This window comes from [Limnothrix rosea] IAM M-220 (genome assembly GCF_001904615.1).
In the GTDB taxonomy this organism is placed as follows: Bacteria; Cyanobacteriota; Cyanobacteriia; order Cyanobacteriales; family MRBY01; genus MRBY01.
Genome location: NZ_MRBY01000009.1, coordinates 102,465 through 117,921 on the forward strand (window position 1 = coordinate 102,465; position 15,457 = coordinate 117,921).

Annotated in this window: 9 protein-coding genes and 2 CRISPR repeat arrays; of the genes, 5 read left to right on the forward strand and 4 right to left on the reverse strand. The window is 46.7% G+C overall.

Annotation, left to right across the window (positions count from 1 at the left end):
• The 5 genes from NIES208_RS05910 to cas6 all read left to right on the forward strand — a co-directional run bounded on the left by NIES208_RS05910 (position 1) and on the right by cas6 (position 9,459).
• Positions 1 to 1,572, forward strand: a complete 1,572-nt coding sequence (locus NIES208_RS05910; RefSeq protein ID WP_075890695.1) for an RAMP superfamily CRISPR-associated protein — start codon at positions 1 to 3, stop codon at positions 1,570 to 1,572.
• On the forward strand, positions 1,569 to 2,141 hold the full coding sequence (csx19, locus tag NIES208_RS05915; RefSeq protein ID WP_075890697.1) for a type III-D CRISPR-associated protein Csx19: 573 nt from the start codon (positions 1,569 to 1,571) through the stop codon (positions 2,139 to 2,141). The genes NIES208_RS05910 and csx19 overlap by 4 nt, the downstream gene beginning before the upstream one ends.
• Complete coding sequence (locus NIES208_RS05920; protein WP_075890699.1) at positions 2,141 to 4,510, forward strand: TIGR03986 family type III CRISPR-associated RAMP protein; 2,370 nt, start codon at positions 2,141 to 2,143, stop codon at positions 4,508 to 4,510. Before csx19 ends, NIES208_RS05920 begins: the two co-directional genes overlap by 1 nt.
• A 78-nt stretch (positions 4,511 to 4,588) precedes the next feature.
• Positions 4,589 to 5,917, forward strand: a complete 1,329-nt coding sequence (locus tag NIES208_RS05925) for a TIGR02710 family CRISPR-associated CARF protein (protein ID WP_075890701.1) — start codon at positions 4,589 to 4,591, stop codon at positions 5,915 to 5,917.
• A gap of 240 nt (positions 5,918 to 6,157) precedes the next feature.
• Positions 6,158 to 7,821: a CRISPR direct-repeat array (repeat unit 35 nt; unit sequence CTTTCCTAACCCACACCCCGCAAGGGGACTGAAAC).
• 522 nt (positions 7,822 to 8,343) lie between these two features.
• Entirely contained in the window at positions 8,344 to 9,459 is a 1,116-nt protein-coding gene (gene cas6, locus NIES208_RS05930) for a CRISPR-associated endoribonuclease Cas6 (RefSeq protein WP_075890703.1), read from the forward strand.
• Positions 9,460 to 9,592: 133 nt separating this feature from the next.
• Here the strand turns inward: cas6 and NIES208_RS05935 are convergent, their stop codons facing one another.
• The 4 genes from NIES208_RS05935 to cas1 all read right to left on the reverse strand — a co-directional run bounded on the left by NIES208_RS05935 (position 9,593) and on the right by cas1 (position 15,313).
• Complete coding sequence (locus tag NIES208_RS05935) at positions 9,593 to 9,952, reverse strand: HepT-like ribonuclease domain-containing protein (protein WP_075890705.1); 360 nt, start codon at positions 9,950 to 9,952, stop codon at positions 9,593 to 9,595.
• A complete protein-coding gene (locus NIES208_RS05940; protein WP_075890707.1) occupies positions 9,945 to 10,235 on the reverse strand; it encodes a nucleotidyltransferase family protein in 291 nt (96 codons plus the stop codon). Before NIES208_RS05940 ends, NIES208_RS05935 begins: the two co-directional genes overlap by 8 nt.
• A gap of 322 nt (positions 10,236 to 10,557) precedes the next feature.
• A CRISPR array of direct repeats spans positions 10,558 to 12,577; the repeat unit is 35 nt; unit sequence GTTTCAGTCCCCTTGCGGGGTGTGGGTTAGGAAAG.
• Between the two features lie 250 nt (positions 12,578 to 12,827).
• Positions 12,828 to 13,103, reverse strand: a complete 276-nt coding sequence (gene cas2, locus NIES208_RS05950) for a CRISPR-associated endonuclease Cas2 (RefSeq protein ID WP_075890711.1) — start codon at positions 13,101 to 13,103, stop codon at positions 12,828 to 12,830.
• Positions 13,103 to 15,313 (reverse strand): CRISPR-associated endonuclease Cas1, encoded by a 2,211-nt coding sequence (cas1, locus tag NIES208_RS05955; protein ID WP_075890713.1) that lies wholly within the window; start codon positions 15,311 to 15,313, stop codon positions 13,103 to 13,105. The genes cas2 and cas1 overlap by 1 nt, the downstream gene beginning before the upstream one ends.
• Positions 15,314 to 15,457: the final 144 nt, after the last annotated feature.

Below are 15,457 nucleotides of genomic sequence, written 5' to 3' on the forward strand. Positions count from 1 at the left end.
ATGGCAAGACACATTCAGACTCGCTGGAAAATTAGCGGCATCGTTAAAACAGAAACACCGATTCATGTGGGTGGCATGGGTGGCGATGCAGACACCGATTTAGCATTAGCTATTAACGGTCGCGGCAAATATTACATTCCCGGCACAAGCCTCGCAGGAGCCTTTCGCGGTTGGATGGGACGAATACTTGATGATGACGATCTCAAAAAAATTTGGGGCGATCACGAAAATGACAAACGAGGAGCCAGTTTTATCATCATTGATGATGCCGAAATTAAAGACAATCCTAATATCGAAATTCGTGAAGGTGTGGGCATAGATCGCCACACAGGAGCTGCCGCTGACAAGGCAAAATATAGTCGCGCGATTCTGCCAAAAGGCATCACATTTCCTTTAGAAATCACCTTTGACTGCCAAAACGGTCAGGAACCCAATGAACTTTGGCAACTACTGCAGGCTTTAGGACATGGTGATATTCGCATTGGGGCAGCAAAAACCCGTGGTCTAGGAAAAATTAAGTTAGACAAACTCACCATTAGAAAACACCAATTAGGTAATGCAAAAGGTCTTTTTAATTCGCTACTTAGTCAAAATCTGAAGGTGAAATGGGAAGAGGAAATCAAGCCAAATTTAGAACCTTATCGATCGCCGTCTCAGTTAAGCCTTGAGATTGGTTGGCAGCCGAAAGATCCGGTGATGGTAAAAGCCGAAGGAGATGGCATTGCCGTTGATATTTTGCCCCTCGTTAGTCAGGTTAATTCCGATGTGCGGTTTGTGATTCCGGGCAGCTCAATTAAGGGGGTTTTACGTGCCCATGCCGAACGAATTGTCCGCACTGTTTGCCACAAATCAACTCAAGACGATTTTCTTAAGCAAGTTGAATTGGAATTAGTTAATAAGCTTTTCGGGTCTGCTGAGAAGAAAAAAAATAAACCAGTTCCAAAGGGTAATAAACAACAATCTCAAGGGAATATTGGCGTGCTTTTCGTTGATGATTGCTATGCCACTCTGGCGATGACGGCGGAAAATTGGTCGGCTGTCGAGAATGCCGCTAAAACGGAGAATGAGGAGTTTCGGGATTTAAAAAAGACTCTCGGCACTGCCCTAGACACGGCGAATGGCGACAATCCTTTTCAGACATTACAACCGGCGATGCACGTGGCGGTTGATCGTTGGACTGGTGGCGCAGCAGAAGGAATGCTTTACAGCGTACTCGAACCCATCGGCGTTAAGTGGGAGTCGATTGGTATTCGTTTAGATTTAGCGCGATTACAAAAGTATGGGTCAAATTCAGAGTTAGTAAAACCGGCGATCGCCCTTTTACTTCTTGTTCTGCGTGACTTTGCTAATCGAAAGATCCCCATTGGCTATGGCACGAATCGCGGTATGGGAACGGTTGCGGTGACAGAAATGAAACTTAATTCTAGTCCTATTGATGGCTTGCATGATATTGAGAATAAACAAAATATTGATGCGAATTTATTAAATCTTGGTGATGAGTTATTACGTGATTTAACAATAGCTTGGCAAGACTGGATTACTCAGAATTCTCAAAATCAGGAGGCAGCATGAACAGCACAATAGAAACAACGCTCTATAGTTACGCAAGTAATTATTTAATGACCTTAGAAGCGGCGATCGCCATCGGTCGTGAATCTTTAGAGGGGGCGATCGCCCTACTTTATTCCCCCCAAACTTGTCAAATTGCCATACTCAAAAATAGTCAATTGACAAACTCTTCTGGTAGTCGAATTCTAGGCATTCAAGATGTTTTTGAAGCAAGAATTTTTAATTCAAACTGCGAACTACGTTGGTTAAATCAAACTAACGGAAATGGCAAGACTGTTTTTCTATCAGAGTCACAATTATCCCTTGAAGCTTTTACAGAGAAAAATCAAAAATGTGAGCCTTTATCTCAGCAATATATTGTCTGGGGCGAAAAAGCGAAGAATCAACCGAAAGCAGAAGGTTGGCAACGGTTAGCCGAGGCTCGTATTGGCAAATTGGATATTCCCTGTGAACAAACCCTAGAAAAGCACCAACGGATTTATCTAAAAACGAAGGAGTATCTCGCCGCAGAGGATCAATGTGGTAATTACGCAGTTATTGAAGAACGTTTATTGAATATGGAGGTAGCGTGATGGAAATTAGCACTTTAAGGATCAAAAGCAAAAAAAATAAGAAAGGCAATGTAAAAAAGTCTTTTGAGTTTTCCTTTTCTTACACCAGTCCAGAAGGCGAGTATACTAGCTGGTCATTTCAGTCAATTTCCAAAGATGAAATCTCTCCAAATTTACGTCAAAAACTTGAAGAACTGGAACAGGGAACTTTAGAGGTTGAATTTGAAATTAAAGACAAGCAAATTCTAAATTTCCGCGAAAAAGGTGAAGTATCCATTCAAGAAAGTAATGCGGAATCCTCTAACAATGACACGTCAGATCATTTCCACAATCCCTATAATTTTGTGCCTGCTTTACCCAGAGATGGAATTGAAGGAGAGTTGGGCGATCGCCGCCCCAAGGGTCATGGACGATATTTACCGGAATATTGGTCGGGTCGAATTTCGATGAAGCTCACCACTGTGACTCCTCTGCTGATTCCCGATGCCGCAGAGATGACCGAAGAGAATGATCACAAAACCTATCCGGTGCGATTAGAAGCAGACGGCCAGCCCTATTTACCCGCGACTTCTCTTAAAGGAATGCTGCGATCGGCCTATGAGGCGATTACAAATTCGCGCTTGGCTGTTCTTGATAAACATGACAAACGGTTGGCTTATCGAATGGATGCACGAGAAGGCACGACAGCTAAACCCGCACGAGTTGAACAACGTAATGATGGGTTGTATCTCAGAATTCTAGAGGAACCAAGAGCAAGCTGTATTGGAGGTGCAGCGAAGTTACCTAGATACGATAAAAATAGCCGTGCTATTGACAAAGGTGAGCGAGGGCGAGCTTCTGTTAAATATCCAAACAGAGCTTTACCCCAACATGGCGATCGCGTCAGGGTTCTACTCAGCAAAGGTAAAGTAACAAAAATTGAACCATGGAATTCTAATAATCAGCCGGGTGGCGATTGGAAGTTTGGCTGGGTCTGTGTCACAGGGGCAAATATCAGTACGAAACAAAATGAACGAGTATTTATTCAACATTCAGATACTGAAGATCCAGCAATTAAAATCACACCAGCAATTACAGAGCTCTGGGAGAACTTAATTTCTGACTATCAGAAAACCCATAAAAAAGATTTGACAGAACGGGAAAATAAAGGGCAATCTCCTCGTGATTATCTTGGATTTAAACCCGGCGAAACAGCATGGTCACGCCATGTATTCGATCCGAATCAGTGCCAGCTTACTGAGGGTATCCTCTGTTACGTTGAGCTAGACGAAAACTATAATCCTGACGATTTACAATCTCGCGATATTATTGCGCTGCAACCCGTAACTATTTCGCGGCGATTGTATGACAAAAAACCAATTAATTTGTTATCTGATTCTTTGCAACCAGCGGTAGATTTTAATGAACTGTCTCCGGCTGATCGAGTGTTCGGCTGGGTGAATCAAAATAATCGTAAACCGAAGAAGAAAGATTCAAAGAACAATGCTTATAAAGGGCAATTAAGAGTCCATAGTATCGAGTGCAGCACACCAATTGATCAGGCTATTAATAATGATCTTGGGGAGTTGGGTGTACCTCTGGCAATTCTGGGGGAACCGAAGCCGGCTCAAACTCGCTTTTATGCTGCTGAAGATAAAAAAGGATCACCTATTGCCAATGATGGAAAGGAACCACAAGAGAAGAAATATGGTTATGAAAGCGAAGCACGGGGACTAAGGGGACGGAAGGTTTACCCGCACCACTCGTCTTTACCTGAAGGTTATTGGGATAGTTCCACTGAAGATGTTTCAAAAGAATATCGACGTTCTAATGGTGAGCGAGATTCGCAAAACAAGTCGATTAAAAGTTGGGTCAATCCCGGTACTGAATTCTCGTTTGATCTTGATGTCATTAATCTTTCAACAGTTGAGTTGGGTGCTTTGTTATGGCTACTAAATCAACCGGAAAATGCTTTTCATCGATTAGGCGGTGGTAAGCCGTTAGGTTTTGGTAGTGTTCGTTTAGAAATCACAAAAACTGATTTGCGTAACGGAGAAGATTGGCAGGAATTTTATGGTTCTCTGCGATCTGTTAAGCCTTCCGAATTCGACAAAACTAAATTAATTTCTGCTTACACTGCGGCGGTCGAGTCTGCGTACCAGGTTTCTTTTGAAAATGTGCCTTTTATTACTGCCTTCCGTCGTTCTTTGACGGGCTTTGAAGATGGTTTACCAACCCATTATCCTCGTCGGGAAAAAGACATTAATTCTGACGGAAAAAATTACGAATGGTTTACGGACAATGAAGCGGGCGATCGCCTGAGTTTACCGAGTTTAGCCGATGGTGGAGGTCTACCTCTAGATCCGCGTCAGGAGGAGAAACAAAAGAATGGTCCACTGTGGCGCAATTAGAAAAAGGCTTCGGTTACAAACAATAAACAAAAAAGTAGAAATTTAGAGTGCATAGACTAGCAAAGGTCTTTATTTGCCATGACAAAAATTCTCCTCATCACTGTGGGTGGCTCCCATCAACCGATCGCCACTTCGATCCAATCTCTACAGCCAAATCGCACTATCTTTATTTGTTCTGGTGGGCAGCGGGGAAGCATCTCTCAGGTGACAGGTGATGGTAAACCTTGTGAAGTGCGGCGCGGGGCGGAAGTTCTCGAAAGGTTGCCGAATATCCCGACTCAGCTGGGTTTAAGCGATTTTGACCCGGATCGGGATGTAGTGCTCCTAAAAAATCCTGATGATCTCTCGGAAGGCTATCAAAAGATTAGTGAGAAGGTACGGGAAATTCAGGCGGCGGCAACGACGGCTGAACTGGTGGCGGATTACACGGGCGGCACAAAAACAATGTCTGTGGCGTTGGCAACTGTCGCCCTCGATTATGACCTACGGGTTTACATCACCACGGCGCAGCGCACGAATCTCATCAAAGTGGAACGGGGCGAACGGGTACGACGGGCAACGGTGACGGGGTTAACGATTCAGCGGGTGTTGGAGCAGGATTTGCCGCGTTTTCTGGGTCAATACAACTACCCTGCGGCGATCGCCGCCCTTGAGGTACTCCTGCGGGATACAGAATCTGCGGATCTGGGGTCAGTTGAAGCTCATCTCAATTTTTGTGTGGGTTTAGACCTCTGGGATCGCTTTGACCATGGTGAGGCTTGGGGTTATCTGGAACCTTTTTTGAGCCAACCTAGTACAAAAGATTTGGTGCTATTTCTCAAGCGGGTGATTGGCAGTCGGCAGTTTATTGCTCCGGCAGTGGATGATCGTTTTGAGGGGAAGAATGGCATCAAGGGTCATGGTTACGAGATTGTGCAGGATCTGTTGTTTAATGCAGAACGGCGTGCGTCCCAGCAAAGGTTTGATGATGCGGTGGCGCGGCTCTATCGGGCGATCGAGCTGTTGGGGCAGGTGCGGCTCTGGCAGGAATATCAAATTAAAACGGGTGATCTGGAGCTGGAGATGTTGCCAAAAGCTCTACGGGGGCGGTATGGGGCGCGGCGCAATAATCGTAATGGCAAGATTCAAATCGGGCTAATCCCCAGTTATGAGCTGTTGCGGGAGTTGTCGGATGAACCTCTCGGTGAGCTTTATGGGGAATACAAGGACAGGTTATTAAATAAGCTCCAGTTTCGGAATTTTTCGATCCTTGCCCACGGTATGAATCCTGTCACCCACGCTGAGTATGGGGATTTTTGGGAGAGTCTGGGGGAATTTATGCAGCAGGGTATTGGGCGGCTCACGGCGGGGTCTAGTTTTTCTGCGTCGCAGTTTCCTCGGAGGTTGTCTCTGCCGTTGTCTTTTTGATGTTGCGCATCGGAAAATCTTTGGTAAACTGAAGGCAACTTGGCTCTGCTGCCATAGGTAGGCAGATCGCTGAAACCCCCATTCTTTCGTTGACCTATGGCAAATGCTGGTACAGTAAGGGTTCTAGCCATTAAAATTTTCGATTTTGATGATTTTTGGGCACGATTTTCGCTTAATTTTCGACCTATGGCAAATCGTGGGGTTGAAAGCCAGTCACAGCAAGGGCTCAAAAATGGGTCTCTTTCCTAACCCAAACCCCGCAAGGGGACTGAAACGATTTTGGCACTGCTCTTGTTGCTGTGCATCAATTAGCTTTCTTTCCTAACCCAAACCCCGCAAGGGGACTGAAACACAAGCTCTCCAAGTACTGATTTTGAATACCTGAGCCTTTCCTAACCCAAACCCCGCAAGGGGACTGAAACGCATTTCACCGTTTTCGGTAATTGTGTGGCCACCTTGAACTTTCCTAACCCAAACCCCGCAAGGGGACTGAAACTGCAGCTAAAGACGCGGTAACGGCTAGACCTAGAGCCTTTCCTAACCCAAACCCCGCAAGGGGACTGAAACCATACTCGATTACCACTTCTGCTTTGTTTGCAGCTTCTTTCCTAACCCACACCCCGCAAGGGGACTGAAACCCCGTTCCGTTGCCAGCACCGTCCTCGAAATAGCAATTCTTTCCTAACCCACACCCCGCAAGGGGACTGAAACCTGAGCTGCTCCAAGAAGATTACAAAAGATTACAAGCTTTCCTAACCCACACCCCGCAAGGGGACTGAAACATATAAAATACTTCACGCCATAATAACGACTGTCTTCATCCTTTCCTAACCCACACCCCGCAAGGGGACTGAAACTTTAAGCCCACAACTTGGTTTGATAATTTAATACCCCTTTCCTAACCCACACCCCGCAAGGGGACTGAAACTGCTCTTGCAATAGGTGCATAGCTAACAAGAGTCATGATCCTTTCCTAACCCACACCCCGCAAGGGGACTGAAACATCCATCAAGTTTTGAGCAGTAGTTAGATCCACACCCCTTTCCTAACCCACACCCCGCAAGGGGACTGAAACTTAGCAACATGTCTGCATTGCGTTCAGCGTGGTTCATGTCCTTTCCTAACCCACACCCCGCAAGGGGACTGAAACTCCAGATAATATCACTTTTTTGTGCGCAACTGAAAGATGTGGTGGCAACTCTTTCCTAACCCACACCCCGCAAGGGGACTGAAACTTTAGAATGGTGTTTAACAAGACTTCAGAAATAGCAATTCTTTCCTAACCCACACCCCGCAAGGGGACTGAAACGGTGATTGTCATCACCCGTTGGGCGTTCGTTAGTTTCAGCTTTCCTAACCCACACCCCGCAAGGGGACTGAAACATACTCACCTTGGAAAGTGAGAGAAGCACCGTTACCCATGTCGCTTTCCTAACCCACACCCCGCAAGGGGACTGAAACAGCTAGACCACTGCTTAAAGTAGTTAGAGTTTCTGCTTTCCTAACCCACACCCCGCAAGGGGACTGAAACCACCCTTTCGTGCGAGCCGCCATGAGAACAAGATTGTAAATCCTTTCCTAACCCACACCCCGCAAGGGGACTGAAACTTGTATATAGTCCGGCACCTGTTTGTCGTGCGGAATAATCCTTTCCTAACCCACACCCCGCAAGGGGACTGAAACACGCAGCGATACCTACAGAGATTCCTAAACCAATCAAAACTTTCCTAACCCACACCCCGCAAGGGGACTGAAACCCTTCCCATTTGCAACCATCATAGCGCTCTCGTTTTTTGACCTTTCCTAACCCACACCCCGCAAGGGGACTGAAACCCGCCATTACCGCCAGTAGCAGTTTGGTCACCGACGCTTTCCTAACCCACACCCCGCAAGGGGACTGAAATTGAGACTCCCCCCTTTTCTAAGGGGGGCTAGGGGGGATTCTCCATAAACTCCGCTAAAAACAGAGCCTAGACAAGCCAAAACATAGTTCCGTAACCTACTGACACCCCTTCCGCCCTTCGGGCACCTTCCCCAAGGAAGGACAAAAACTATCTTTATCTTTTGTTTGAAAGGGGGACTTTTTTGACTTACTCCTCAAGGGGACTAACCTATGTGTCCCAATGGTTAGTCATGGTCGCATCCCGATGACGCTCCTACATAAATGACGGCGACGTAGGAGTTGTTCGCAAACCTCAAATTTTAATCGACGAAAAAATACCTTTTTCAATTTCAGTCCCCCAAAGAGTACCGAAATTGAAAATTCTGAACTGAGAACGACAGATTATTAAGGAGAAAAAAGAAATAAATACTAAAGGTTGTTTCCGCGAGGCTTTGTGAGGCGATCGCCCTTCAGACATTGAGAAAGCCTGCGGGGAAGACCTGTAAAGTTATAGAGACCTTTGTGACGAGAGAGTTGTCTGGATATGGCGGTGCAGCTTGATTTGATGAAATTATCCAAGCGCAAGCACACGGATATGGTGGGGCTACGCTTTGAACTGTGCGCCCAGCAGGATTTTGTGTTGAGGGCGCATTACGCAAAGGGTTTACACGCTTGGTTTCTCAACCAAATCCAAGATTACAATCCCCCCTTGTCCACCTATCTCCACGACGGGCAATCCGAAAAACCTTTTTCCATGTCGCGTTTAGGGGGCGGCACTGTCGCCGAAAATCTCCGTCTCGTAGCCGGCGATCGCCATGAATGGTCATTGCACCTATTGTCCCCAGAAGCAGTGGATGGGGTGTTGGCATGGCTGTGGGCAGTGAAGCCATCGCTGCTGTGGCTAGGGAGCGGCAAAGTTACTGAGCTAACCATTGAGCGAGTCAGTGTGAGCCTACAGCCCAATACCTATCAGGGTTTATGGCGAAAAAAATTGCGGGATAAAGTGACCTTGAGTTTTCTATCCCCTACTGGGTTTCGTCGTCGCGGTGGACATTTACCGTTGCCGCTGCCCCGCAATATTTTTCAGAGTTATTTACGGCGATGGCAGGATTTTTCGGGGTTTGCGGTCGAGACCAATAATTTTTTGGATTGGGTGGATGAGTTTGTCGTTATTCGGCAGCACCGCATCGAAACACGCTCTGTTGCAGCAGGGAAAGCAGGCGCAGTGACGGGGTTTATCGGTTCTGTGCAGTTTGCGGTGCGACCGGAGGGGAAGAATCAGAAAAACTTTTGGTGTTTATTTTCGGCTCTGGGGTCATTTGCGCCCTATTGCGGGACGGGTCACAAAACGTCCTTTGGGCTTGGTTTTACGGTTTCAGGACAAGTGGATTTACCTGTTCTCATTGATCTAGACGAGCAGCTTTTCTTGCAACGGGTGGAAAGTTTAAGAGAACTATTTTCGGCTCAACGGCAAAAGTATCAGGGCGATCGCACCCAACGGATAACGGAGCTTTGGGCATTGATCTTTGCACGCAGAGAACGAGGAGAATCTTTGCAGGACATCGCCTTTGACCTCGGCATTCATTATGAAACTGCCAAAACCTACCTAAAACGCGCTCGGCGATCGCTCAGTAATCTCGAATATGATCATTCCGAATAAGTTCTAGAGGGTTTCTAGTGTCCTTCCTTGGGGAAGGTGGCCTTAGGCCGGAAGGGGTTTCAGAAGGTTACGCCACTTACACTAATTTCTAGTGAAAAAGGAATTCTATTTCTTATTCGAAGCGACTAAATCTCTAGATGCCATCGGTCTGTTTTAGGTTCTGGAGTTCCACAAGTAGCCCCGGAATTTCGTCGGTAATGATGCTCCAGATAATGTCATCGTCTATGCCGAGATACTCATGAATAATGCGGTTACGAGTGGCGATGATTTGTCGCCAAGGGATTACTGGATATTTTGCTCGAACGTCCTGTGGAATATTGGTTGCGGCTTCACCGATGAGTTCCAGATTTCTGAGAGTTGCGTCGTAATACAGTTCGCTCTGAATAAAGCTTTCTTGGTCAAGACCCTGGGTGTAACGTTGGACTTTTTCGGTAAAGCGAATCATATCGTCAATATAAAATCGCCATTCCCTCGCCGGAGTATTTCTAGACATAAATCTTTTCTGCATCGATGTAGGGTTGCAGTTCGGGACGCAGGGCATTTTCTGTCACCAGATCAACGGGACAGTTTAAAAGGTCTTCGAGGTGAAAGAGTACGCCAAAATATCTTTTCGCGGTGGCTTTGCCTTCAAAGCTAATCAAAATGTCTACATCACTTTTGTCGGTGGCGGTATCCCTTGCAGTAGAACCAAACAAGGCTAATTTTGTTACGCCGTACTGTTCTTGAAGTAGGGCTTTATTTTCAGCTAAAAGGTCGAGCACTTGTTGCTTGGTCATCATTCTAGTGTCGGGTCGTTTTTTAATTTTAGGAGACAAGTTCAGTGGCTTTGACTTTTTCTGCTCAACTAAGGCTGAAACTCGTGGGCCAATACTTGCTCAACAAAAGTAATCTTTAGATTTTCTTCTTTTTTCTTTCCTTCATCTCTCACTTTTCGAGGGCAGAATTCAAGATTTCGGTATCCTTTGGGGGACTGAAATTCAAAAAGGGATTTTTTCATTGCTGAAAAATATCTTGCGAAAAACCCTAATATCACCATTTATGTAAGGGCGACATCGAGATGCGCCCACGACCAATCATCGGAACACACATTACCTTGCCTGTTCAGTCCCCTTGCGGGGTGTGGGTTAGGAAAGACACCAGCAGGCTTAATCGTCAAATATAGTGGGCGCGTGTTTCAGTCCCCTTGCGGGGTGTGGGTTAGGAAAGGGGTAATTGTTTAACAATTTACGCAAAACATCTCCATGGTTTCAGTCTCCTTGCGGGGTGTGGGTTAGGAAAGAGGAAAAAGCCTATTCACCGGATCTGTCGACCATTATGAAGGTTTCAGTCCCCTTGCGGGGTGTGGGTTAGGAAAGGTAGATTTAAAGGTTGCTAATACTATTACGCAATCTTATTGTTTCAGTCCCCTTGCGGGGTGTGGGTTAGGAAAGGATCTTTCTAACTATGAAGGCTCTTTACCACGAAGTATTAAACTGTTTCAGTCCCCTTGCGGGGTGTGGGTTAGGAAAGGGTTTCACAAAACTGTATTTAAACAAAAATAAACAAATAAGTTTCAGTCCCCTTGCGGGGTGTGGGTTAGGAAAGAGTTTGGAAAACTTTGAAGACGAGCTGAACGATCGCAGTTTCAGTCCCCTTGCGGGGTGTGGGTTAGGAAAGGGTACGAAAATGACCCTCAAGAAAACAATGTTGATCTGTTTCAGTCCCCTTGCGGGGTGTGGGTTAGGAAAGTTGAAATTCAGATTGTCGAATCCGTTGAATCCGTTGAATGTTTCAGTCCCCTTGCGGGGTGTGGGTTAGGAAAGTCCCGTTATCACTGACGATGTTGAATCGGGGGCAGGGTTTCAGTCCCCTTGCGGGGTGTGGGTTAGGAAAGTGTCGTAAAGGAGGTACGACGAGTGTTTCCTTAGCCTGTTTCAGTCCCCTTGCGGGGTGTGGGTTAGGAAAGGATTTTATTAGAATAAAAGCTGAATCATCTAAATTAATTAGTTTCAGTCCCCTTGCGGGGTGTGGGTTAGGAAAGCTTTGGTGCTACTGCACTGCCTCCGAATGGTATTGCATGTTTCAGTCCCCTTGCGGGGTGTGGGTTAGGAAAGATTCTCCCGCAAGGAGAAGTGGGTTACTGGAAGAAGCTGTTTCAGTCCCCTTGCGGGGTGTGGGTTAGGAAAGCTGAACGACCATCCATGTCTGTTGGAGCATGTTGTGTTTCAGTCCCCTTGCGGGGTGTGGGTTAGGAAAGATTCTCCCGCAAGGAGAAGTGGGTTACTGGAAGAAGCTGTTTCAGTCCCCTTGCGGGGTGTGGGTTAGGAAAGCTGAACGACCATCCATGTCTGTTGGAGCATGTTGTGTTTCAGTCCCCTTGCGGGGTGTGGGTTAGGAAAGTACAGATGATCAGTTTGTTCCCGTTCAAAAAAGCGTCGGTTTCAGTCCCCTTGCGGGGTGTGGGTTAGGAAAGATTTGGTTTGGTTTTCGGTATGCCTGTAAGCGCATCGTTTCAGTCCCCTTGCGGGGTGTGGGTTAGGAAAGACCATGTCTATTGACTACAACACAGTTCTAGCTGTTATTATTGTTTCAGTCCCCTTGCGGGGTGTGGGTTAGGAAAGGGGAACAAAAATATCCTATGATCCACGAGATATCAAAGTTTCAGTCCCCTTGCGGGGTGTGGGTTAGGAAAGCGGCACAACAGATGTTGGCTTTAAAGTTCTTGGACAGTTTCAGTCCCCTTGCGGGGTGTGGGTTAGGAAAGAAGCGGCAACGCTGGCATACCACTTATTGCAAAAATAGGGGTGTTTCAGTCCCCTTGCGGGGTGTGGGTTAGGAAAGGTGTTTTGACTCTGACATCGACAACACTAACATTGTTGGTGACGTTTCAGTCCCCTTGCGGGGTGTGGGTTAGGAAAGCCTTCTATTCATGCTATTTTCACTAGGGATTATTTCTGGTTTCAGTCCCCTTGCGGGGTGTGGGTTAGGAAAGTGTAATGCGATGTCGTGGAACCTAAGCAACCTAACGTTTCAGTCCCCTTGCGGGGTGTGGGTTAGGAAAGAATCCCAACGCTACAGTTGGTGACCTTGCGAATGAACTGGGCGTTTCAGTCCCCTTGCGGGGTGTGGGTTAGGAAAGAGACCCATTTTTGAGCCCTTGCTGTGACTGACTTTCAACCCCGTGATTTGCCATAGGTCGAAAATCAAGCGAAAATCGCACCCAAAAATCATCAAAATCGAAAAAAACAACGGCTAGAACCCTTGCTGTACAAGCATTTGCCATAGGTCAACGAAAGAATAGGGGTTTCAGCGATCTGCCTACCTATGGCAGCACAGCCGAATTACGCTAAGTTTACCTAAAAATTTCTCCACGCGACGGCATTTTTACATTAGATAATATAAAAATCTGGTGGTGGCTCAGGCGGAGAGCTGCCTAAAGTCAAAGCCCTTGACAAAGCGTCCGCAGGAATCCAATAAAATCGGACATTATCCTCCGTCACATCAATACGCTGCTCCACAGCACAGTGCAACGCTTGCATTTCCTGCCGCGTCAGAAAACACTCAAACACACTCTTTTGCACTCGCCGCCCATAACCCTCCAAAAAAGTCGCTAGCTTCGTTCGCCGCTTATTATCCGGAATATCGTAAACCACTAAAACCAACATCAGTAGACCTTGCGGTAGGGAACATAGGGAATATCGCTTAGTAATGCCTGCTTATAGCGCTGAATTTGTAGCTGAATAATCCGTCGATAAGAAACCGGAGACTGTACATCAGGGTGAGAAAGCTCCAGAGACAGCCGCTTCTCAAAATGCTTTAGGAAAGGACGACGCGCCACATCATTGAGATAAATACCGCCTTCTTTGTTCGGCCAAGTAAAATCCGTCGGCTTAAAAAACTTTTGATTAATCAGTCGCATCACCAAACTATCCACAATGGGCGACCGAAACTCCTCCACTAGATCGAAGGCGAGAAACATTTTCTTTTTCTCAGAACCATGCAAATGACCGAGATAAGGATTTAAACCCTCCGCCAAAAGCAAGCTCAAGACATTATTGAACAGAAGCGTATAACCAAAACTCAAAAGAGAATTAACCGGATCTTTCGGTGGACGACGATTACGCTGCTCAAAAGTAAAAGCCTCATTCGTAATGAGCTGCCCCAGAGCCTTGAAATAACGAGCTGCCCCTGCCCCCTCACAACCCCGAAGCGCATCTAACGCGGTCACTTGTTCCGCCGTAGCCATGTCATTATCTAGACCCTCAATAGCTTTCTGGACTACTTCGTTTTGACGCTTACGATTTAGTCGCCATAGTAAACGCTGAGAATTTGCCAACTTTCCAATCACAATATTTCGCGCCGTCTCTAACCGGAAAGACTCATCCCCTTGCCGCTGATATTGAGCCATTTCTACAGAGATATCATCATATTCCGCACTCCAGAGATGCCCCTTGTACTGACCCAACTGCGACAAAAACAACACCGGAATCTGTAGATCCAGACATTCCGTAATCACCGCCGTCGTGAGCTGAACATTCCCAAACACCAATAACCGTTTGACCTCCCGCGAGGGAATCTCAAAGAGCGTTTCTTTCGGCTCCTTCACCAGAAAACGCCCATGCTCCTTTTTGACCGTTGTGCCCTGATTGACCAAATACAACGTAGACATACCTTCCCTCCAGATAGACTCCTGTGAAATAATTTCAACCCGTTTTTCTTGCCGCACCCGATAGCCCAACACCACAAACAATGGCGGCGGGATGGGTTGCTGAGATTTTTTCAATGCATCGACTAAAGCCCCCTGTAGTGGCGAAGATTTACTGACCGGATCCGCATGGACAATGCGTAAATCCGCAATGCTCGGAACGTAGGATCCCCCTAAATCCCCCTTTGGAAGGGGGACTTGAGCTTTTTGGTGGGTGGCATAACCCGCTGAAACCCCTGACCGCCTAAGGCCACCTTTCCCAAGGAAAGATTGTTTGTGGCGTTGTTTATTTTTTTGTACTGGAACGACGAGATCGCCCACAAAAGCATGACCAAGAAACCGAAACCCATGCTTGAAATCAGTGAGGTGAGTTTTTTCCTGATGTAGCTGTAACCCCATTTCCCCTAACAGATCACTGACTTCTCGACGAACATTAATAATCTCCTTTTGCTTGCGCCCTAAAATCACAAAATCGTCTGCGTAACGCACCAATTTCAGGGATCTATCCAGAAATGCCTCATCAAAATCATCGAGATAAACATTCGCTAAAATCGGCGATACCACCGAACCTTGGGGAATCCCTTTCTGCGGTAACAGCAACCCTTCGGGTGTGAGTACCCCGACCGAAATCCACTGCTCGACTAAATGCAGCACTAATTCTGTGAAGGTTGCGGAGACGATTTTTCTGGGTAGCCGCTCTGCGACCTCTGCCAATAACCTTTGGTGCTCCACATTGTCGAAATATTGCACAATATCTGCGTCCAATACCCAGCGATAACCCCGCCGCTGCCAAGCAGAAATCTGATCGACCGCCATATGATGTGACCTTCCCGGTCGATAGGCAAAACTACAGGATTCAAACTGAGGCTCAAATACAGGGTGCAATACATTTAAAAGAGCCTGCTGTACTATCCGATCTCTCACTGCCGGAACCCGCAGCGATCGCCAACTTTTATTTTTCTTGGGGATAAAAATTTGCCGTAACGGTAAAGCCCGATAAGTCCCGTTGGATACCGACTGACGCAACCGCGCTAGATTTCGACTTTCATGGCGAGAGAATTGGGCAACACTTTGACCATCAACCCCTGCACAGCCATTATTTGCCGCAACCTTCTCCCATGCGAGCTGAAAATTGGCAAGAGCGAGAAACGCACTCAGTTGAGAATCCACGGCAGTTCCTCCAATGGCAAGTCAAACTAACTGGACGCTGAGAGGATGAACCTATTGAGTATCCCTCCGCCTTCAGCACCTCCCTTTCAAAGCTATCCATTACGCAAAAGTCAGTGAAAAGGATGTATTTACTGGCTTGTGGTG

What these genes read in the sequence shown, in the direction of transcription:
- cas2 (WP_075890711.1), bottom strand. Translation starts at nt 13,103, where the DNA reads ATGTTGGTTTTAGTGGTTTACGATATTCCGGATAATAAGCGGCGAACG.
- csx19 (WP_075890697.1), top strand. Translation starts at nt 1,569, where the DNA reads ATGAACAGCACAATAGAAACAACGCTCTATAGTTACGCAAGTAATTAT.
- cas6 (WP_075890703.1), top strand. Translation starts at nt 8,344, where the DNA reads ATGGCGGTGCAGCTTGATTTGATGAAATTATCCAAGCGCAAGCACACG.
- NIES208_RS05925 (WP_075890701.1), top strand. Translation starts at nt 4,589, where the DNA reads ATGACAAAAATTCTCCTCATCACTGTGGGTGGCTCCCATCAACCGATC.
- NIES208_RS05940 (WP_075890707.1), bottom strand. Translation starts at nt 10,235, where the DNA reads ATGACCAAGCAACAAGTGCTCGACCTTTTAGCTGAAAATAAAGCCCTA.
- NIES208_RS05910 (WP_075890695.1), top strand. Translation starts at nt 1, where the DNA reads ATGGCAAGACACATTCAGACTCGCTGGAAAATTAGCGGCATCGTTAAA.
- NIES208_RS05920 (WP_075890699.1), top strand. Translation starts at nt 2,141, where the DNA reads ATGGAAATTAGCACTTTAAGGATCAAAAGCAAAAAAAATAAGAAAGGC.
- NIES208_RS05935 (WP_075890705.1), bottom strand. Translation starts at nt 9,952, where the DNA reads ATGTCTAGAAATACTCCGGCGAGGGAATGGCGATTTTATATTGACGAT.